The sequence below is a fragment of the Terriglobus sp. 2YAB30_2 genome, from assembly GCF_052114765.1.
Classification (GTDB): Bacteria; Acidobacteriota; Terriglobia; order Terriglobales; family Acidobacteriaceae; genus Terriglobus.
In genome coordinates, this window is the sequence record NZ_JBFRFJ010000028.1 from 1 (window position 1) to 22215 (window position 22215).

The 22215-nt window shown below is 59.5% G+C and carries 12 protein-coding genes; 10 read left to right on the plus strand and 2 right to left on the minus strand.

The genetic code is table 11. The annotated features are described in order from the left end of the window. Positions 1 to 297: 297 nt before the first annotated feature. Entirely contained in the window at positions 298 to 1509 is a 1212-nt protein-coding gene (locus AB4Y89_RS23370; RefSeq protein ID WP_442303354.1) for an excinuclease ABC subunit C, read from the minus strand. Positions 1510 to 2084: 575 nt separating this feature from the next. On the opposite strand from AB4Y89_RS23370, the gene rplA reads away from it, so the two are divergent. The 8 genes from rplA to AB4Y89_RS23410 all read left to right on the plus strand — a co-directional run bounded on the left by rplA (position 2085) and on the right by AB4Y89_RS23410 (position 18071). Further along, positions 2085 to 2795 (plus strand): 50S ribosomal protein L1, encoded by a 711-nt coding sequence (gene rplA, locus AB4Y89_RS23375; RefSeq protein WP_442303355.1) that lies wholly within the window; start codon positions 2085 to 2087, stop codon positions 2793 to 2795. 69 nt (positions 2796 to 2864) lie between these two features. Continuing rightward, entirely contained in the window at positions 2865 to 3542 is a 678-nt protein-coding gene (rplJ, locus tag AB4Y89_RS23380; RefSeq protein ID WP_442303356.1) for a 50S ribosomal protein L10, read from the plus strand. A gap of 179 nt (positions 3543 to 3721) precedes the next feature. After that, positions 3722 to 4099 (plus strand): 50S ribosomal protein L7/L12, encoded by a 378-nt coding sequence (rplL, locus tag AB4Y89_RS23385; RefSeq protein WP_442303357.1) that lies wholly within the window; start codon positions 3722 to 3724, stop codon positions 4097 to 4099. A gap of 727 nt (positions 4100 to 4826) precedes the next feature. Continuing rightward, positions 4827 to 9293, plus strand: a complete 4467-nt coding sequence (rpoB, locus tag AB4Y89_RS23390; RefSeq protein WP_442303358.1) for a DNA-directed RNA polymerase subunit beta — start codon at positions 4827 to 4829, stop codon at positions 9291 to 9293. Between the two features lie 147 nt (positions 9294 to 9440). Next, a complete protein-coding gene (gene rpoC, locus AB4Y89_RS23395) occupies positions 9441 to 13631 on the plus strand; it encodes a DNA-directed RNA polymerase subunit beta' (RefSeq protein WP_442303359.1) in 4191 nt (1396 codons plus the stop codon). Between the two features lie 198 nt (positions 13632 to 13829). Continuing rightward, positions 13830 to 14849 (plus strand): hypothetical protein, encoded by a 1020-nt coding sequence (locus tag AB4Y89_RS23400; protein ID WP_442303360.1) that lies wholly within the window; start codon positions 13830 to 13832, stop codon positions 14847 to 14849. Positions 14850 to 15058: 209 nt separating this feature from the next. Further along, complete coding sequence (locus tag AB4Y89_RS23405; protein ID WP_442303361.1) at positions 15059 to 15532, plus strand: hypothetical protein; 474 nt, start codon at positions 15059 to 15061, stop codon at positions 15530 to 15532. Between the two features lie 349 nt (positions 15533 to 15881). Further along, positions 15882 to 18071, plus strand: a complete 2190-nt coding sequence (locus AB4Y89_RS23410; protein WP_442303362.1) for a DUF4139 domain-containing protein — start codon at positions 15882 to 15884, stop codon at positions 18069 to 18071. Positions 18072 to 18321: 250 nt separating this feature from the next. On the opposite strand, the gene AB4Y89_RS23415 is transcribed toward AB4Y89_RS23410, so the two are convergent. Continuing rightward, entirely contained in the window at positions 18322 to 18690 is a 369-nt protein-coding gene (locus tag AB4Y89_RS23415) for a VOC family protein (RefSeq protein ID WP_442303363.1), read from the minus strand. An 85-nt stretch (positions 18691 to 18775) separates the two neighbouring features. Between AB4Y89_RS23415 and AB4Y89_RS23420 the strand changes: the two genes are divergently transcribed. After that, positions 18776 to 19069 (plus strand): helix-turn-helix domain-containing protein, encoded by a 294-nt coding sequence (locus AB4Y89_RS23420; protein WP_442303364.1) that lies wholly within the window; start codon positions 18776 to 18778, stop codon positions 19067 to 19069. Between the two features lie 464 nt (positions 19070 to 19533). After that, positions 19534 to 22203 (plus strand): DNA gyrase subunit A, encoded by a 2670-nt coding sequence (gene gyrA, locus AB4Y89_RS23425; protein ID WP_442303365.1) that lies wholly within the window; start codon positions 19534 to 19536, stop codon positions 22201 to 22203. The last annotated feature ends 12 nt before the right edge of the window (positions 22204 to 22215 follow it).

The following is a 22215-nucleotide window of genomic DNA, read 5'->3' on the forward strand; positions in this document are numbered from 1 at the left end:
TCTTCGACCATGCACCGTCAATCGGGCCGTCAATCGGGCATGATAGTGATAGTCCATCCGTTCCTCCGGAAACTTCTATTTGCTCGTCACAAACAGAATCTCCAGATACAAACGGATGGACAACAACCTCTTGAAACATCACAGGTGCCCCATCCATCGCAACGCGATGGGTGGGAGATTCGAGCAAAGCTCGAACCAAGTGGGCACAATCGCACTCTGGAAACATGATCGCGCATAGCGCGATATCCCACCCATCGCGTTGGGATGGATGGGGCACCCAATGCATGGGCGGTCGACTTAGGCGACGGGCTCTGAGGCAGCCACCCCACGATTCCCCAGCGCGGCCGCGCCGTTCAGCATGCGGCGCCATGGCCAGTCCTTGTCGGCAAAGAAGATACGCCCGGTGCGGGACTTCTCCGGCCGGTAGTACCAGCGTTTTAAGAGGGCGAGATGGTCGCCCAGCAGTGCCATGTCGGTGGGTGTTTTAGCGCGCTCCTGAAGGCGCTGCAGCAGATCGCGCAGACGGTCTTCCGGTCCGGCGGCTTCGGACTCACCTTCCAGGGCAACGGGTTGCAGCATTAACGGCTGGGCAAAGAGGGAGCTTCCCGTCTCTTCCTGGGCGCGGGCGGCGCGGATGTCGCGCGTGGTGAAGATCTCGGGACCGGCGAGGCAGCCGCTGTGAACCAGAAAGACAGCGACCTCGCCTTCTCCGCAGGGCTGCAGCAGTACTGCGTGCAACCGGGGTAGCGCGGTGACCAGTTCGGGAGCGAGATCGGAGGCGGACTTCACCTTTTGCCAGCGGGTGTGAAGCTCGGCGGCGCGCTCGAACTCCATCGCGGCCGAGGCGTCGTCACGCTCCTGGGCAACGGCGGCCAGGAGGGACCGGCCACCGGTCTCCAGAAAGGCGCGGACGCGGGCGGACTCGTCGGAGTACTGCTCCGGTGTGCAGCGCTCCTGGCAGGGGGCGAGGCACTTCTTCATCTCGCCGTAGACGCAGCCTGGGTGCTCCGGATAGGGTTCAAGCTCTTCCCAGCAGCGGCGCAGCTTGAAGAGATCGAGCATGGCGTCGGTGTAACGCTCGGCTGCGGCGCGTGAGGGGAAGGGGCCATAGGTCTCGTTCAGGGCCTTTTTCGCAAGCCGGTTGGTGACATAGACCCGGGGAAAGGCGTTTTCGGCGGCGAAGCGGACGGTATAGGGAACGAAGAGCTTGAGGCGTTTGCGGGCCTCCGGGAGGGAGAAAAAGGCGGCGGTGGCCTGGTAGAGGCAGAGCAGGCTCTCAAAGTCGCTGCCGGCGGTGGTCCACTCGACGAAGGCGACGCGGTCACGCAGGTTCAGGCGGCGGGTCTGTCCTTCGGTTGGGGCGAGCAGGCGGGCGGCGCGGCGGCGAAGATTGGCGGCCTTGGTCAGGTAGGGCTGCGTGGTCTCATCGGCTCCGCGCAGGGCCAGGACGCCGGCTGATTCCGGCAACTGGCGCAGGGTCTCCTGAGCCGTCTCGGCCGAGAAGGTCACGCGGTGCCTTAGGTGGAACGCGTCCGGCATAAGCGCGATTGTACGGCGCGGAGATATCGGTCGGAGGGAGCACGGCGGGGAGGATTTAATCCGTCGTCGCTCGCTAAAGGACGGATCGAGCTTCGCTCGATATACCCACATCTGCTTCGCAGATATGGGGCACCCTTCGTTACCCGGGATAGTGGATGCCACCTGGATAATGGATCCACGTCGGCGTAATGCCCATCTTCTCTGGGACATCCAACGTCTTGTGCCCCAAAAGTAGTGCAATGACGCGGGTTTTCGAGACGTTTGCGCTTCCGCGAATGTTGACACCCCGGAAATTTTCCACCATACTCGTAAAAGTGCCCGGACCATAGGTCCGTGGCACATGTACCACGGCCGAACGACCGACCCCATCCAGCAGTTGTCGTACCAGCAATTTCAGGGGCGGTTCCGCGAGAAACAAGGTCGCGGCGGGTGAACCTAAGCCAGACGAGCAAAAAATCCTCTGGCTTCTAGCGGGCAGAAGCAACAGATCAGCCCGGTTCACCCAAGGGTTCGTGCGGTGGGAGACTCAAGAAGGATTACAGTCGATGGCTAAGAAGCTTTCCAAGAATGTCGCGAAGGCGCGCGCGGCCGTAGAGCCCCGCCCTTACAATCTCGCAGACGCCGTTTCCCTATTGCAGAAGGTCAAGTTTGCCAAGTTCGACGAGACCGTCGATCTGACCATGCGTCTGGGCGTTGATACCCGCCACGCTGACCAGATGGTCCGCAGCACCGTGGTTCTGCCGCATGGTCTGGGTAAGACCAAGCGTGTTGCCGTCATTACGAGCGGCGACCGTCTGCGCGATGCAGAGCAGGCCGGCGCTGACTTCTTCGGCGGCGAAGAGCTGGTGGAGAAGATTCAGAAAGAAAACTGGACCGATTTCGACGCCCTGATCGCGACGCCCGACATGATGAAGTCGGTCGGCCGCCTCGGTAAGGTGCTCGGTCCTAAGGGCCTGATGCCCAACCCGAAGACCGGAACGGTAACCACCGATGTTGCTGCCGCGATCAAGGAGATCAAGGCGGGTAAGGTTGAGTTCCGCGCCGACAAGACGGCACTCGTGCACGTCCCGGTGGGCAAGCTCTCCTTCGATCAGCAGAAGCTGGTTGAGAATGCCATGACCGTGATCACCGCTGTGGTGAAGGCGAAGCCTTCTGCTGCCAAGGGCAAGTATGTGAAGGCTGCCTATGTCAGCTCCACGATGGGCCCCGGAGTTCAGCTGGATTCGTCGGTGATCGACGCAGCCGGCAAGGCATAAGGTTTTCGCCGCTGTTCAGCGGCTTATGAATTCTCGCCGGGATTGAGCCGGCACAAAGGATTTTTCACCATGGCAGTGTCCAAGGCAAAGAAGCACGCAACGGTCGAGTTCCTCACGAAGGATCTGGCCAACTCTACCTCGGCGATCGTCGGCACCTTCTCGGGTCTGACGGCGGGCAAGGATTTCTCGCTCCGCAAGACCATCCGCGAGGCGGGCGGCAAGTATCACGTTATCAAGAACAAACTGGCCCCGAAGGCGGCCGCCGGCACCAAGATTGAGGCTGCACTGCAGGGTCTGAAGGGCGTCAGCTCGGTTGCTTATACCGAGGGCGATCCGGTCGCTCTGGCGAAGGCGCTCTCGACCTGGGTCAAGGACAATGCTGAGTTCACCTTCAAGCTGGGCATTATCGACGGCAAGGTGATCACGGTTGCCGAGATCGGCGATCTGGCCAGCCTGCCCGGCAAGGAAGAGATCTTCTCGAAGCTGCTCTTCCTCATCAACTCTCCGGCACAGCGCCTGGCGACGGTCATCAATGCGACCGGCCGCGACCTGGCGGTTGTGATCAACCAGGGCGTCGAGAAGGGCAAGTTTGGCGGCGCGGCTGAGGCCCCGGCGGCAGTTGCCGCGGCGGAGCCGGACGTTCAGGCCGAATCGGCTGCGGCTGAGGCCCCGGCGGCAGTTGCCGCAGTGGAGCCGGACGTTCAGGCCGAAGCGGCTGCGACTGAGGCTCCGGCCGAAGGCGCGTAAAACAACTTTCGCTGGCGTAAAGCAAGTTTCGCTGGCATGAATCAAGTTTCGCTATCGCGGCGGGGCGCTTGTCTGGGCGCATCGGAGCCTGCCGAGGATGGCAACCGGAGTGGAAGTGGGCTCCGGCGAGTAGTAAGCAGTAAGCAAAATTTCAAGTTCAGAAGTACTGGAGAAATAACATGGCGGACATTCAGCAGTTGGAAGATCAGATCGTTAGCCTGAGCCTGCTCGACGCGGCGGCTCTCGTCAAGAAGCTTGAGGAGCGCCTCGGCGTCTCCGCGGCAGCCGCGGCCCCTGTGGTCGTCGCCGGCGCCGGTGCGGGTGCTGCTGCTCCCGTGGCCGAAGAGAAGACCGAGTTCACCGTCATCCTGAAGGAAGCCGGCGCGAACAAGATCAACACCATCAAGGCTGTACGCGAAGTCACCAGCCTGGGCCTCAAGGAAGCCAAGGATCTGGTCGACGGCGCTCCGAAGCCTTTGAAGGAGAACGTTTCAAAGGACGAAGCGGCTGCCGTTGCGAAGAAGTTCGAAGGCATCGCGGCTGTCGAGATCAAGTAACTTCTCGCCTTCGGGCGAAGGGTTCTGGCGGGCTCCGGGCTACGGCCCGGAGATTCGTCTGTGAGGCGGATTTCGGCTCGCACCCAGCACTTGCACTTCCAAGGTGGAAGCGGTATCCTCTGTGGATGAGGAGACCCGCTCCTGCCTGGGTGTGCGTAACGGGGCAGATGGGTTCGCGACGACTTTCCGGTCTCACCGATACTCGACAAGATCAGGATTTACTCCCGGCCCACCAAGGACCGGTCATGCAGAATGCGTCAGCGGCGAGCGCACCGGCATGGTACCCCGAGCAGTAATCATTCGCGGCAAAAGCTTTCGGAAGGGCGAGCGGGAAGCAGGCGGCAGATATTTACATCGAAAAGATTCAGCTAGTGCACAAGCCGGTCGTTGCGCTCTTGGGACTCGTCGTCTCTAAGGGCGTTTTGCCGTCTTTGCATCAGGGCAGCAGATAGCGTTTCTCTGCGCTGCTCGCGCTTGTTATAGCAGAATTCACTGCCGGGCAGCCAACAAAATTCAGGTTTCAATGCCGAAGTTTCGCCACTTCGGCGCAGCATCCTGCGCATGGACCAGTCCGGCAACCGAGGACGGGCGGTCTGAACAGCGCAAACATCCGGGCGGAATCTCAGAAGCTTGAGTCCGCCGCCCCTTCGGAAGGCATTTGCGGGTTAGATGCACCGCAAAGTCGACCGGAGGCCTCGGAAGGCACGAAGTCAGGAGCAAACACACGATGTCCAGCGAATTGCGCGCGGTCCGTAGCCGTCTCGACTTTTCCAAAATCCCTACCGCTATTCAGATCCCGAACCTCATCGAGGTCCAGCGTCGCAGCTATGAGCGTTTTCTGCAGATGGATAAGCTGCCGCAGGAGCGTGAAGATAACGGCCTGCAGTCGGTCTTTACGTCTGTCTTTCCGATCACCGATTTCCGGAACGTCTCGGAACTCGAGTTTGTCGATTACTCCATCGGCAACTGGGAGTGCAAGTGCGGTTACCTCAAGGGTCTGAATCACCTGCGTACGGCCTGCGTTAACTGCGGCCACATGGTGATCACCGACCCGTTCCACCCGGGCGATGTTCTTTGTACCTTCTGCGGAACCTACAACAAGAACACCCCCGACTTCTGCACCAAGTGCGGTGACCCTGTCGGTCTGCAGCTGAAGTACGACCAGGCTGAGTGCGAAGAGCGCGGCATGACCTTCTCCGCTCCGCTGAAGGTGACCATCCGCTTGAAGATCTACGACAAGGATCCGGACACCGGCGCCAAGACTCTGCGCGATATGAAGGAGCAGGAAGTCTTCTTCGGCGATATTCCGCTGATGACGGCGAACGGCACCTTCATCGTGAACGGCACCGAGCGCGTAATCGTTTCGCAGCTGCACCGCTCGCCCGGTGTCTTCTTCGAGACCGCGAACAACCGTACCTACTTCCTGGGCAAGATCATTCCCTACCGCGGAAGCTGGGTCGAGTTCGAGTACGACCAGAAGAACATTCTGTATGTCCGTATCGACCGTAAGCGTAAGTTCCTGGGCACCATCTTCCTGCGCGCTCTCGGCCTGCGTACGGACGAAGAGATCCTGAAGACTTTCTACACCGTGGACACCATCAACGTCCGCGACCAGAAGCTCTTCTGGAAGGTGAAGGAAGAGGGCGCCACCAACCTGCTGGGTTCGAAGCCGGCGGGCGTGGTGAAGGTGGACGGCAACGATGTCGCTCATCCGAACCGCAAGGTTTCCCCCTCGATCCTGAAGCAGATCCGCGCCGGCAAGGTTGCTGACGTTGAGGTTGAGACCGCCGAGTTCGACGCGTCGATCTTTGCCGCTGACGTTGTCGACCTGACGACGGGCGAGCTGCTCTACGAGGCCAACCAGGAGATCACCACCGACAAGCTGCATAAGATCGCGCAGTCGGGTGTGACCAGCATCGAGGTCTTCTTCCCGGAGCGCGATGATGTGGGCAACATCATCACCAACACGCTGAAGCGTGACTCTGTCCGAAAGCCGGAAGAGGCTCTGATCGAGATCTACCGCAAGCTGCGTCCGGGCGACCCGCCGACGCTGGACACCGCTACAGCTCTGTTCGAGGGCATGTTCTTCGACCCGCGCAAGTACGACTTCTCGCGCGTAGGCCGTCTGAAGTTCAACATCAAGCTGTATGAGAACGCAGATGCCACTGAGCTCGACAAGCGCACTCTTACGCCCGAGGACTTCTACGGCACCATCCGTTACCTGCTGAAGCTGCGCAAGAACATCGGCGCGGTGGACGATATCGATCACCTTGGCAACCGCCGCGTCCGCGCCGTGGGCGAACTGATGGAGAATCAGTTCCGCATCGGCCTGGTCCGTATGGAGCGCGCCATCAAGGAAAAGATGTCGGTCTACCAGGAGATGTCGACCGCGATGCCGCACGACCTGATCAACGCGAAGCCGGTGATGGCTGCCATTCGCGAGTTCTTCGGATCGTCGCAGCTCTCGCAGTTCATGGACCAGACCAACCCGCTGTCAGAAATCACGCACAAGCGCCGTCTGTCGGCCCTTGGGCCGGGCGGTCTGTCGCGTGAGCGCGCGGGCTTCGAAGTCCGCGACGTGCACCCGACGCACTACGGCCGTATCTGCCCGATCGAGACGCCGGAAGGTCCGAACATCGGTCTGATCAGCTCGCTGAGCTGCTTTGCCCGCATCAACGAGTACGGCTTCATCGAGTCGCCTTACCGCAAGGTGAAGGACTCGCGGGTGCTGGACTACGTCGCTGTGACCAACAGCGGCGAGTCGGGTCTGCGCGTGGGCGACGTGCTCGAGATCAGCGAGTCACACAAGCTGATCGAGCAGTTGAAGAAGGATAAGAAGCGCGCGCTCGAGGTTGAGCCTTTCAGCTTCTACCTCTCGGCCTGGGAAGAAGACCGTCACACCATCGCACAGGCGAACATCGAACTGGACGCTGCCGGCATTATCCAGGAAGATCTGGTGAATGCCCGCCGTCAGGGCAACTTCGTCCTGGTTCCGAAGGCTGAGGTCGACTACATCGACGTTTCGCCGAAGCAGCTTGTCTCCGTGGCCGCATCGCTGGTGCCGTTCCTTGAGCACGACGACGCGAACCGCGCCCTGATGGGAGCGAACATGCAGCGCCAGTCTGTGCCGCTGCTGGTCGCCGAGGCTCCGCTGGTCGGTACCGGTATGGAGGGTGTCACCGCCCGCGATTCCGGCGCCGTCATCCTGGCCAAGCGTAACGGTCTCGTCGACTCGGTCGACTCCGAGCGCATTATCATCCGCGTTGAGGGTGAGCATCATCCGACACAGCTCTCGCGTGAGGTTGGTTCGGACATCTACCAGCTCATCAAGTTCAAGCGTTCGAACCAGAACACCTGCATCAACCAGAAGCCGGTGGTCCGTAAGGGCGACCGTGTTCTCAAGGGACAGGTCATCGCTGACGGTCCTTGCACGGAGCAGGGCGAGCTTGGTCTTGGACGTAACGTGCTGGTGGCCTTCATGCCGTGGCGCGGTTACAACTTCGAGGACGCGATCCTGATCTCTGAAAAGCTGGTCCGTGAGGACTACTACACCTCGGTGCACATCGAGGAGTTCGAGATCGAGGCCCGCGACACGAAGCTTGGACCGGAAGAGATCACGCGTGATATTCCGAATGTCAGCGAGCACGCTCTGCGTGATCTCGATGAGTCGGGCATCATCCGTATCGGCGCCAAGATCGGCCACAACGACATCCTGGTCGGCAAGGTCACGCCGAAGGGCGAGACTCAGCTCACTCCGGAAGAGAAGCTGCTGCGCGCCATCTTCGGTGAGAAGGCCGGCGATGTTCGTGACGCTTCGCTCACCTGCCCTCCGGGCATTGAAGGTACGGTCGTTGATGTCCGCATCTTCTCCCGCAAGGGCCAGGAGAAGGACGAGCGCGCCAAGGCCATCGAGCAGGAGCAGATTGAGAAGCTGGAGAAGAACCTCGGCGACGAAATCCGCATTCTGACCGACGAGCGTCTGAAGCGCCTTGAGAACATCCTTGGCGGCAAGGAAGTCCAGGCTGATCTGCACGACGAGCGCACGAATAAGAAGCTGCTCTCGAAGGGCGACATCCTGAACCGCGAGACCATCGAGCTGATCTCGACGCGTAACCTGAAGCGTATCCGTTACAACGACAAGGATCCGCGCGTCAACGAGCAGATCGATGAGATCGAGGAGATGACCTCCCGTCAGATCGACGTTCTGCGCAAGATCACGAACGAGAAGATCGGCAAGCTGCAGAAGGGCGATGAGCTGCCTCCGGGCGTCATCAAGCTGGTCAAGGTCTACATCGCCATGAAGCGTAAGCTTTCGGTCGGTGACAAGATGGCAGGCCGTCACGGCAACAAGGGTGTTATCGCCCGTATCCTCCCCGAAGAGGATATGCCGTATCTGCCTGATGGCACCCCGATGGAGATCGTACTCAACCCGCTCGGCGTACCGTCCCGTATGAACGTGGGACAGATCCTCGAGACGCACCTCGGCTGGGCCGCGCATACGCTCGGCGAGCAGGTGGCGGAGCTGGCCAAGAAGGCCCAGGACGCCGCTGAGGTTCGCGAGATCTTCAAGGCGCGCTTTGAAGGCACAGCCGCTCTGAACCAGCTTCTGGACCTCGACGACGAGCAGACCATGCGCGTCGCCGCCGGTATGAAGCGTGGTATCTGGTTCGGCACCGCGGTCTTCGACGGCGCTCGCGAAAGTGAGATCAAGGCTCTGCTCAAGTCAGCCGGCCTGCCCAGCTCGGGCAAGTCGCAACTGCTTGACGGCATGACTGGTGATGCGTTCGAACAGCCGGCGACTGTGGGCTACATCTACATGCTCAAGCTGTCGCATCTGGTCGACGACAAGATCCACGCTCGCTCGATCGGACCGTACTCGCTCATCACCCAGCAGCCGCTCGGTGGTAAGGCGCAGTTCGGCGGACAGCGCTTCGGCGAAATGGAAGTGTGGGCGCTGGAAGCATACGGCGCTGCTTACATCCTGCAGGAGCTGCTCACCGCCAAGTCTGACGACGTCTATGGCCGTACCAAGATCTACGAGGCCATCGTCAAGGGTGAAGCTGCGATCGAGCCTGGCGTGCCCGAGTCGTTCAATGTGCTTATCCGCGAACTGCAGTCGCTCTGCCTTGATGTTGAGCTCATCAAGCTCGACGGCAAGAAGGCTCCTGTGCCTGCAATCGCGGCGGCCGACTAACGAAGGTGGCGGTCACCGAAAGGTGATCGCCCACCCGCTCAAGATCTGGTAAGTACCGGCAACGTGGTCCGCCAAAAGTGACCGCAGTGAAGTGAAACCAAAGACAGTGAGAGGAAGTTGGGCTCACTGCCACGGAGACTGAAGATTATGTTCCGCTCCAGCCCTTTTGAACTGACTGGTCCCATCACGGACTTCGACGCTATCCGTATCTCGCTCGCCAGCCCGGAGAAGATCCGCAGCTGGTCGCACGGCGAAGTTACCAAGCCCGAGACCATCAACTACCGTACCTTCAAGCCTGAGCGCGACGGCCTGTTCTGCGCCCGTATCTTCGGTCCGATCACGGACTGGGAGTGCCTCTGCGGCAAGTACAAGCGCATGAAGCACCGCGGCGTAATCTGCGACAAGTGCGGCGTTGAGGTCACACTGTCCAAGGTCCGCCGTGAGCGCCTGGGCCACATTGAGCTGGCTTCGCCCTGCTCGCACGTGTGGTTCTTCAAGGGCCTGCCCTCGCGTATCGGCCACCTGCTCGACATCTCGCTCCGCGAGCTCGAAGCCGTGCTGTACTTCGAGTCATATGTCGTGATCGATCCAGGCGACGCTCCGGTGAAGGAGCGCGAAATCATCAAGGACGAGGCCAAGTTCCGCGAGCTCGACCAGCAGTATCGTCCGAGCGGCTTCAAGGCCATGATGGGCGCCGAGGCGATCAAGGAGCTGCTCAAGCGCGTTGAAATCAACGAGCTCGGCATCGAGCTGCGTGAGCGCATGAAGCAGGAGCAGTCGCTCCAGAAGAAGCTGAAGTACGCCAAGCGCCTGAAGGTGGTTGAGGCCTTCCGTAAGAGCGACAACAAGCCGCAGTGGATGATCCTGGATGTGATTCCAGTGATCCCGCCCGAGCTTCGTCCTCTGGTGCCGCTGGATGGCGGACGCTTCGCGACCTCAGATCTGAACGATCTGTATCGCCGCGTGATCAACCGTAACAACCGTCTGAAGAAGCTGATGGACCTGCACGCTCCTGAGGTCATCGTCCGCAACGAAAAGCGCATGCTGCAGGAAGCGGTAGACGCGCTGTTCGATAACGGCCGTCGCGGCCGCGTGCTGCGTGGCGCGAACAACCGTCCGCTGAAGTCGCTCTCTGACACCCTGAAGGGTAAGCAGGGCCGCTTCCGTCAGAACCTGCTCGGTAAGCGTGTGGACTACTCCGGCCGTTCGGTTATCGTGGTCGGTCCTGAGCTGAAGCTGCACCAGTGCGGTCTGCCGAAGAAGATGGCGCTTGAGCTCTTCAAGCCCTTTATCTATCACCGTCTGGAGCAGACCGGTCACTGCACCACCATCAAGCAGGCCAAGGAGATGGTCGAGCTGCAGGACGCTATCGTTTGGGACATCCTGGAAGAGGTCATCAAGGACCATCCGGTGCTGCTGAACCGCGCTCCAACGCTGCACCGCCTCGGCATTCAGGCCTTCGAGCCCGTGCTGGTGGAAGGTAAGGCCATCAAGATCCATCCGCTGGTCTGCACCGCCTTCAACGCGGACTTCGACGGCGACCAGATGGCCGTGCACATCCCGCTCTCGCCTGAAGCTCAGGTCGAGGCCAGCGTGCTGATGCTCGCGTCGCATAACATCCTTTCGCCCGCCAGCGGCGCACCGATCACGGTGCCGACGCAGGACATGGTGCTTGGTCTGTACTACCTGACCAAGTCCAAGGTCGGCGCCAGGGGCGAAGGCCGCACCTTCGGCAACATCGAAGAGGTGCTGATGGCCCTGCACGCCGGCGAAGTCGAAACGCTGTCGCCGATCCGTCTGCGCTACTCCGGTGCCGTGCTCGACATGACGTCCGCGTACGACGATCAGGACCTGCTGCACACTGAGCCGGTGGAGTACAACAAGCAGTACATCTCCACCACCGTGGGCCGCGCCATCCTGAACGACGCTCTGCCTGACGGCATGCCGTACGTGAACGGCCTGCTGAAGAAGAAGGGCATTGGCCAGCTGGTGAACTACAGCTACCTGAACCTCGGTCTCGAGACCACGGTGAAGGCGCTGGACCGCATCAAGGAGCTGGGCTTCCAGTACGCAACGCGTTCGGGTCTGTCGGTCGGTCTTGACGACATGGTCATCCCGGACTCGAAGTACACCGTTGTGCACGATGCCGAAAAGCAGGTCATCGCGTTGCAGCAGCAGTATCTGGACGGCGCGATCACCAACGGCGAGCGTAACAACAAGGTCATCCAGCTGTGGTCGGGAATCACCGAAAAGGTGGCCGATGAGATGTTCGGCAACATGAAGCGCGCCGATAAGGAAGGCGCCATGAACCCGATCTACATCATGGCCGACTCGGGCGCTCGTGGTTCGAAGCAGCAGATCCGTCAGCTCTCGGGTATGCGCGGTCTGATGGCCAAGCCCTCGGGCGAAATCATCGAAACCCCCATCACGGCGAACTTCCGTGAAGGTCTGACCGTGTTGCAGTACTTCATCTCGACGCACGGCGCACGTAAGGGTCTGGCCGATACCGCTCTGAAGACCGCTGACTCGGGTTACCTGACCCGCCGTCTGGTCGACGTGGCGCAGGACGTGATCATCAGCGAGAACGACTGCGGCACCGTTGAGGGTATCTACGTGACCCCGATCATCGAAGCCGGTGAGACCATCGAACCGTTGCGTGACCGTATCATCGGCCGCGTCTCGCTCGAGAAGCTCAAGGACTTCGAGGGCAACATCATTGTCGAAGTGAACCAGGAGATCGACGAGGACAAGGCTTCCGCAATCCAGGCCGCCGGCGTGGAGCGCGTGAAGATCCGCTCGGTGCTCACCTGCGAATCGCGCCGCGGCGCCTGCCAGCTCTGCTACGGCCGTAACCTCGGCTCGGGCAAGATGGTTGAGATGGGTGAGGCCGTCGGTGTTATCGCGGCACAGTCCATCGGTGAGCCTGGAACGCAGCTCACGATGCGTACCTTCCACGTCGGTGGAACGGCATCGCGCGTCAACGAGCAGTCGCACCTCGACGCCAAGAACCCCGGTACGGTTCGCTTCATCAACCTGAACACGGTCCGCTCCAAGGACGGTGGCCTGGTTGCCATGAACCGCTCGGGTTCGATCGCTATCCTCGACGAGAAGGGCCGCGAGAAGGAGCGCTACGTAATCCTCTACGGCGCGAAGCTGCGTGTTGAGGACGGCCAGCATGTCGAGCTCGGCGCCACCCTCGGCGAGTGGGATCCGTACACCTTCTCCATCGTCACCGAGGTTGGTGGTACGGTGCAGTTCAAGGACCTGCAGGAAGGCATCACGCTGAACGAAGAAGTGGACGAAGTCACCGGCCTGTCGCGCCTGGTGGTTACGGACGCTCCCGACGAAAAGCGTCAGCCCACGCTGCTCATCAAGTCCGACAAGGCGAACAAGCGGTACCTCATGCCTTCGCGCTCGCACCTTATGGTGGCTGATGGCGATGAGGTCTTCCCGGGCGATGTGCTCGCGAAGATTCCGCGTGAGTCGACCCGTACGAAGGACATCACCGGCGGTCTGCCGCGTGTTGTGGAACTCTTCGAGGCCCGTAAGCCGCGCGAAACGGCCACCATCAGCGAGATCGATGGCGCAGTCCGGTTCGGCGATGTTACCAAGGGTCAGCGCAAGATCTACGTCACCGGCGACAACGGGGAGGAGCGTGAGTACTCCGTCCCGCGCGGTATCCACGTCAACGTGCAGGAAGGCGAGCGCCTTCGTGCCGGCGATCAGCTGATGGACGGTCCTCTCAACCCGCACGACATTCTTGCCGTGCTGGGCGAGCGCGAACTGCAGATCTACCTGGTGAACGAGATCCAGGAAGTCTACCGGTTGCAGGGTGTGGCTATCTCCGATAAGCACATCGAGACCATCGTTCGTCAGATGCTGCGCTGGGTGAAGATCGAGGATGTGGGCGATACCAACTTCCTGCTGGAACAGCAGGTGGATAAGTTCCGCTTCCGCGAGGAGAACGACAAGGCCATCGCCAACGGTGGACGTCCGGCAATCGGCCGCCCGCTGCTGCTCGGTATCACCAAGGCGTCGCTGTCGACGGAGAGCTTCATCTCCGCAGCCAGCTTCCAGGAGACCACGCGCGTACTCACCGAGGCTTCGATCAATGGAGCTATCGACAACCTGCGCGGTCTGAAGGAGAACGTCATCGTCGGCCGCCTGATCCCGGCCGGTACGGGCATGGAGTACTACCGCAACGTCCAGCTCTCTCCGGAGCTGGAAGAAGCAGCCGCCCGTATCCAGCAGGAAGTTCAGGAAGCGCACGACGCCGAAGAGCGCGAGCTCGAGGCAATGCGCATGGAAGGCGAACAGGAAGAACTCGCCGCCGAGTGACCTTCGCGGTCGGCGAACGGCTCGCTTCGCGAGCAAAGCTAAAAAATGGCAGGGCTTACGCCCTGCCATTTTTTGTTGGTGCCCACCTTGCAATTTTCTTATCCTTGATCACGGATGGGACGAGAGAGTAAAGCAAAACTGGAACGAAGAATTCGTCGTGAGTATGAATCGGAAAGGGAGGAGATATTGTCGAGCCCCTTGCCGATCGGAACGCGGCTTGCAAGTTGGTCCGTAATCGGATGGACTTCGGCAATCATCTTTTCAGCGGGAATCGGAGCGTTATCTCTCAAAGATCAGTTCATCATTGCCCGGTTCTGTTTCGTTCTAGCACCTATCCTCATCTGGCTAAAATTCCTATTAACCGAATTCGAAGGTGCGACCCTCAAAAAGAGGGTGGCATTAGCCGTTGGTTCTAGCTTGTGCGTGGGCTTGCTCGGCTTCCTGCTTGACGGGTGGATTCGCCACACGGAAAACTCATCCCGTACCCCTCAAAGTTTGCAGTCAAACCCCTCCCTAGATGCAAAGCCGAATATCACCGAGGTATTTGTCCATGACTGGTCGAACCAGCTCGAAGGGATATTCGTTGTCCTGAAACTGGATCAGGATATGAATTTGGAACAACTGGGAGACTACGCTTTCGTCGCTCAACTCACTGCAACATCCAAAAGGCCAGAGCCACAAAGCATCTTGATAGGAGGCTTTAATCGAGTTGCAAATGGCGGACTTGGCATGGTTCGAGGGCATCAGAGCATGCTTTGGAAAAATGCTCCGGTGACAGGTATTAACCAAACTTTTCTGTGGCGCTATGGCCAACTGAACCGCTTAGAAGCGGGTGGCTCGTTTGACGGAAAGAGCCCATTGAGCACACTGCATGATCTTGATCACGCGTTTTTACAGTTCTACTGCTCTCCTATCCTTGCTCGCCACATTACGAGAATCAGCATCTTTGCCAATGACTATGAGATATACCGGACGGACCATCCGGATTTTTCAAGAAAACGAATGTGGAGAGATCGTAACTTTTTTAACAGTTTGCAGCCAGAGATGAAAGGATATAACTATCTGGCGGCGGATCTGCGACAGTTCAGTCTGGACTTCACTCAACTCAGAGTTAGAAGAGTTCCTATTTTATTCGGCGGAATCGTCTGGACACCATACTCTGCGACGATTCTCCCTGGAGAGAAGGGATGGCTTCCGCGAGCAGTTTTGGACGACTAGCTGCCAGCGGCCCAATGGCTCTCCATTGTTGAGGCACTATGCTCCGTTTGACTATTCTCGTTCTCGTTTTATTGCAAGCGAGTGACTCGTCATACAAGTCCATCACCGTTGCATTTCCGAGACAGGGGAAGGTTGAGATCCTTACAAAGGTAGAACAGGGCAAAAATCCCCATGTTCTTTTTCGTTCCCTGGACAAGCATGAAACCTTGTTGGATGCAGTGATTGGTGAGGGAGAGGACTGGCGGGAGATTGTCGACAAAGGTGACCCGCAGCACCACTTGCTCGAAGAGTATGTGGTCGCCTTTCATCGTCAGGGGCTTCCCGATCCTCTGCTCATTGTGATGGCGAAGTACCCAGGGGGCTCAGACTGCCGCTATAAACCGGCGCTCTTCGGAGAGGTAGATGGCCGCGTCACTCAACTGACTTCAGCCATCCCAGATTACGACACACGAGGCGGAGCTTTTCTTTATACAAGAGCAGGAAGCACAGTGTTGACCGTGACATCGGAGCGCTATCAGGAGCATGACGTCCACTACCTAGGGCCAAGCCGGATGGCCGTCTATCGTTACGCCTGGGATGGCGCCCGGTTTATCCTCAAGTCCAAAGCACAGGTCTCAACCGATGCCGTAAGAACTCCAGGAGAAAAGCTTGATGATCTATTTGGACAGGCTCTCGGTTGCTGAGTGTCTCCTGCAATAAGCGTGCCTATTCAAAGCACCAAAGGTACGTTCTATAGCAGCCTGGGGCAACGCTCCAGTTTCCGGCGCGCGAAAGCGTTGAAGGGCTGAAGGCCCGCGCTATAACGGCCTATCGTAGGTGAGCGCTTCAGGCAGGGAGGGCCAGGCCCATGTCCGGTCCCCAGAGAACTTGTTTCGCTGGAGTGGTGTCCCCGAGGGACCTGGGGCACCCAGTGCATGGGGGACTCCGGGAACCTTTCTACATCTGGGGGTGTCTATCTCTGGCAGTTAGACTCACCAAACCCAACCTCCACGGTCTAAACTGCCGTAGTTGTTGTGCCCTCGGAGGCTTGCATTGAGATCGTCTGCTGCGGCGCTGGTTGCTTCACTCCTCTCATCCTCACTTCTCAACCCTGCCAACATTGCAGCTCAACAGGCTGCTACGCCGCGTGTGCTGCGAGCTGCAAAAGAAGCTGCGGCCCAGAGCCTGCCGGTGCGAAGTGTTGCGCTTTATAAGAACGGAGTCGGCTTCTTCGAACACGCAGGCGAGGTTACCGGCAATCAGCAGGTGACGATCGACTTCACCAGCGAACAGCTGAACGATGTACTGCAGACGTTGACCGCGATCGATCTGAACGGTGGCAAGATCAACGGCGCAGGCTACAACTCCACCACACCGCTGGGCCAGCAGTTGAAGAGCCTGCCGCTGGCGCTGAGTGAGAACCCCACCGAGGCCGATCTCTATCAGGCCATTCGTGGTGCACGCATCGAAGTTACCGGCAACGGTGCGGCTGTTACTGGACGATTGCTGAATATGGAGTTGCGCGATCTGCCTGCAGGCAACACCGGAAGCGGAGACGACAAGCCGCGGCCAATGGCGCAGTTCCTGACGGTGGTCTCGGATGTTGGCGGCGTGCGTACCATTCAGCTCAACTCGCAGACACAGGTGCGTCTGCTCGATGGTGCACTGCATCAGGATTTGTCGCATTATCTGGAACTGCTAGCGGCAAACCGCGGAGGCGGTCTGCGTCACCTGACTCTGGATGCCACGGGCACCGGTGCACGGCAGATCCGTGTGAGTTATATCTCTGAGGTTCCGGTGTGGAAGTCGACGTATCGGCTGATCTTCTCCGATGGTGGACAGAAACAGCAGGCGACGTTGCAGTCCTGGGCGGTGATTGATAACACCGTTGGCACGGATTGGAATAATGTCCAGCTCTCGCTAATTGCGGGTTCTCCGCAGAGCTTTGTCCAGCCGATCTCGCAGCCGTATTACACGCGTCGGCCTGAGATTGGCTTGCCAGAAGAGGCGCAGCTTACGCCGCAGACACATGAGAGCGGAGATCTCAATGGACCTGCGATGAAAGGGACTCCTCCCCAAGTCGCAGGAGTTGCAGGAATGACCGGTATTGGCAGTGGCTCTGGCAGCGGGGTAGGCTCGGGCGGCAACTATGGCGGCGCCGCCAAAAGAGTTAGTGGTGGTGTTATGGGTGGGCTTGGTGCTGCGCCGGCTCCGCCAATCGCCTACGAAGATTCCGCTGCTGCGTCGGTTACTCCGAATGCTGCGGCTACAGCATACGACGATTACTTCGAGTACAAGCTGAACCAGCCCATCACCATTCGCAAGAACGAGTCCGCAATGGTGCCGGTCCTGCAGTCGAAGGTCGATGTCGAGCGGGTGACGCTGTGGTCGTCTGTGCAGACGCGTCCGCTGCGCGCCTTGTGGCTCACGAACTCTACGGGAGCCACACTCGATCGCGGCAGCTTCTCCATCATCGAAAACGGAAGTTTCGGTGGCGAAGGCTTGCTCGATCCTATTCATCCCAATGAGCGCCGGCTGCTCTCTTACGCGGCGGATGATGCTGTACGCGTCTCAACGGAGTCGAGACTGGATTCACGCCATCTGCAGCAGGCGACCATCCATCAGGGCGTCTTGAAGATGAGCAATCGCGAGATCGCGGAGATTACTTACGTTGTCCATAACTCCGGTACCTCGCCGCGCATGGTGGTTGTGGAGCATGCGCGCCGTAACGGATGGGAGCTCGATTCAGATACTGCTCCTGCGGAGACTACGCCCAATGCCTATCGTTATCGCGTTGCTACTGCTCCTGGAGAGACAGTGCGGCTGCATGTCGGCGAGCGTCATACCATTGCGCAGAGCTGGCGCCTGGCGACGATGAATGAGCAGACGTTCGATGCGATTATCCGTACCAACGGCGACGATCCGAAGTTGCGGCAGCAGCTTCAGCCGATTCTGGAAGCGCGCCACCAGGTTGCGCAGATCGATACGCAGATTCAAGAGAAGCAGACGCAGATCGACAACATCAGCAAAGACCAGGACCGTTTGCGTAACAATCTCTCGGCGTTGAAGAGCTCAGCGGAAGAGCGGGATCTGATCCGGCGTTATACGCGTGAGTTGAATGAACAGGAAGACCAGATCGCCGCGTTGCGGAAAGAGCAGGATGTGCTCAAACAGAGACGCGTACAGGCTCAGGCTGATCTTGATGCGAAGGTGCAGTCATTGGAGACGGATCAGAGTTTCTGAGGAGTCGATAGTTTCCGATCATATGGGGTTCACCCATGCTCTTCGATCAACCCATACACCGGGTGCCCCATGTCCCCGAGGGACATGGGGCACCCGGTGTATGGGCTGTTCCAGGGATATGGGCTCTAACGGGCGTTGCCAGTTCAATTCCGATTCATCGTTTTGTTATCCCGCACTGGTTTGTCCGAAGACGAGAAGCAGATTCCTCCGCGTTGCTACGGAATGACAAAAGGATAGGACCGTGCTCCAGTTACCGGCTGCTCAGCACAAACTTATTCCCATCCACATCCTCGAAGATGGCGGCGGTTCCCCAGTCTTCTTTCTTTGGATCTTTGAAGAAGGTCACGCCCTTGCGCTTCAACTGGTCGGTGGTGGCGAAGACGTCGTCGCACCACATGCTGATGGGCTGGAAGGTGCCGATGCGGTTTTCGTGACCTTCGGGTGTGAAGAGCGCGAGGCCGGTATCGGAGCCGGGGATTGCGAGCTCGATCCAGCGCTGTCCGCCGGGGACGAACTCCTGGTCGGTCTTGACCTTGAAGCCGAGCGTCTCGGTATAGAACTTCAGCGATGCGTCCTGGTCCTTGACCGGAACGCTGATGAACTTGATGCCGCGAATCATGGTGTTATCTCCGAGGGAGAGGCTACCCCTGAAGTTGATCGAACTCAATGTGGTATTCGTTGCTATACCATTCACAGGTATAGCTATGAAGTCCATTCCGCTCGATGTTTATATTCCGCAGACGTTGCTTCGTGATCTGGTAGGGCATGACCGGAAGCCGGCGGCGTTTCTGATTTATCTGTGGCTGTATGCGGAGCAGCAGCGGACCGGGGAACCGGTTGCTATCAGTTATGCGGTGTTAGGTGAGGAGACGGGATTGTCCCGGTCGGCGGCGCAGACGGCGGTGGGTTGGTTGCGGAAGCGGAAGTTATTGGCGGTGAAGCAGGAGAGTGTGACGGCGACTCCGGTTTATACGGTGCAGATGCCTTGGAGACGATGAATCTATCCCAGCCAGGGTGCCCTACCCTCGCAACGCTAGGGTGGGTAATGGAGCGATACATTTTGTTTGTCATCCTGAACCGTAGGTGAAGGACCCGCTTTCCTGTTCTTCGTCGTTTCATCATGAAACGGCCTCTCAGTTCTTGTGGTTTCCCGCCCACCCTAGCGTTGCGAGTGTTCACCCCAACGAACGAAGTTCGTGGGGACCCCGAGGGTGGGGCACCCGGGTTGGAGGAGTGGCTATCGAAAGGCGGTTCGCGCGTAGCGCGAATACCCAGGTCCCCCAGGGACCCGGGGCACCCGGTGCATGGGCAAGCCCGCATTTTCCAGGGCGAAGAACAGGCGTATTTCCACTGCTCTGGACGATGGTTTGAAATGCGCAAAAGTACCAATAAAATCAACCACTTTCGCGCACTCGCCAGCCTGTCAAAACCACCCATAAAACGGTATACTTAAATCATCCACATGGCAGACGATCAGAACAATCTCCCGCTCAACTCAGGCAACAGCGGCGACGGCAACTCCCCCGCCGGCACTTCTATCATCCCGATCAATATCGAAGATGAGATGCGTCGCAGTTATCTCGACTACTCCATGTCGGTGATCATCGGTCGTGCGTTGCCCGATGTTCGCGACGGGCTGAAGCCTGTCCATCGCCGCATTCTCTACACCATGTCGGAGATGGGGCTGACGGCCAACAAGAAGTACACCAAGTCGGCCAAGATCGTCGGCCAGGCCATGGGCCAGTACCATCCGCACGGCGACTCCGCCATCTATGACTCGTTGGTGCGTCTGGCGCAGCCTTTCAGCATGCGTTATCCCATGGTCGATGGCCAGGGTAACTTCGGTTCGGTCGACGGCGATCCGCCGGCCGCTATGCGTTACACCGAGTCGCGTATGACGAAGATCGCCGGCGAGATGCTGGCCGATATCGACATGGACACCGTCGATTTCACACCGAACTACGACGAATCGGTGCTGGAACCTACGGTGCTGCCGACGCGCGTGCCGAACCTCATCATCAACGGGGCGGAAGGTATTGCGGTAGGCATGGCCACCAAGATTCCGCCGCACAACCTCACCGAGGTGGTGAATGCGGCCATCGATATGGTCAACAACCCCAACATTGGGGTGAAAGAAGTGCTGCGCCATGTGCAGGGACCGGACTTCCCCACCGGCGGCATCCTCTACGGCAAGAGCGGCATCGAGAAGGCCTACTCCACCGGTCGTGGACGTTTCCTGGTCCGCGCCAAGGTCGCGACGGAGGCCATCTCCGGCGGACGCCAGTCCATCGTTGTCACCGAGCTTCCCTTCCAGGTCAACAAGTCCAACCTCATCAAGCGCATCGCCGAGCTGGTCAACGACAAGGTCATCGACGAGATCTCCGGCGTGGACGACTTCTCTGACCGCGAGGGCATGCGCATCGTCATCGAACTGAAGCGTGGAGCGCAGCCTGAGATCGTGCTGAACCAGCTCTTCAAGCACACGCAGATGCAGGAGAGCTTCTCCATGATCTTCCTGGCCGTGCACAACGGCCAGCCGCGCGAGCTTCCGCTGCCCGACGCGATTCGCGCCTTCATCGATCACCGTATCGATGTGGTGCGCCGCCGCACCGCCTTCCTGCTGGGCAAGGCGCGCGACCGCGAGCACATCCTGCTCGGCTACCAGATCGCGCTCGACCACCTGGACCAGGTCATCCGCACCATCCGAAACAGCTCCAGCCGCGCCGATGCCCGCGAGAATCTGTTCCGCTACTTCTCCGGCCGCGCCATCTCGCTTAACGGGACTGAGGTTGCCGGTATTACGCTGGACCCGGCGAAGTACGGCATTACGGCCGAGACGCTGCCGGCGAACGGCAGCCTGATCCTCAGCTACCGCCAGATCGACGCCATCCTCGACCTGCAGCTCTACCGCTTGACCCAGCTTTCCATCGACGAGCTGCTGAAGGAACTGGGTGAGGTTCGCGACAACATCGCCGAGTACGAGTCGATCCTGGCTTCGGATAAGAAGCTGCGCAGGCTCATCGTCAAGGAGCTCGAGGAGGTCCGCGACAAGTACGGCAACGAGCGCCGCACCCAGATCGTCGATGAGGGCGCTGAGCTTACGCTCGAAGACCTTATCGCCGACGAGCAGGTTGCGGTCACGGTCTCGAACACCGGCTACCTGAAGCGCACGCCGATCTCTACCTATCGTCAGCAGCGCCGCGGCGGCACCGGCCGTCTGGGCATGAAGACGCGTGAGGAGGACTTCGTCGCGCAGTTGATCGTCGAGTCCACGCACTCGTATCTACTCTGCTTCACCAATACCGGCCGTGTCTTCTGGGTGAAGATCTACGAGATTCCCGACGTCGGCGCCACCGGCAAGGGCAAGCATATCGCCAACCTGCTGGCGCTGCAGCCGGGCGAGAAGGTCGTGACCTACCTCGGCATCCGCGACCTGACTGAAGAGGGCAAGTTCATCTTCTTCGCGACGCAGCAGGGTACGGTCAAGAAGACTCCGCTGACTGACTTCTCCAACGTCATGACCCGCGGCATCATTGCCATGGGCATCGGTAAGGACGACGAGCTGGTCGGCACCCGCGTCACTGACGGCAACCAGGTCATCTTCCTCGCTACTCGCGAGGGCATGGCGATCCGCTTCCCGGAGTCCGACGTCCGCAGCATGGGCCGCCCGGCCGCTGGTGTGAAGGGCATCACGCTGAAGAAGGACGACTACGTTATCGCTCTGGCGACCACGCCAAGCGAGGAGTCACGCCAGAAGCGCGCGGCGGAAGGCGTCGCCATTACCCCCTGCTTGATCCTCTCGGTCTCGGAGAACGGCTTCGGCAAGCGTACCGATGCCGAGGAGTACCGCCTGCAGACCCGCGGCGGCTCGGGCGTCATCAACATGAAGGCGACGGCCAAGACCGGCAAGGTCTCCTCCATCAACCTGGTCGACGAGACCAGCGAACTGATGGCGATCAGCCAGTTCGGCAAGATGATCCGTATCGACACCAAGACCATCCGCGCCGCCGGCCGCAGCACCCAGGGTGTGAAACTCCTCAGCCTGGATGAAGCGGACAAGGTCGCGGCAGCCGTGGTGATTCCGCCGGATGAGTCAAACCATAAGGAACCGGAGCAGGGATTGTTGCAGTAAGGAAAATATAGG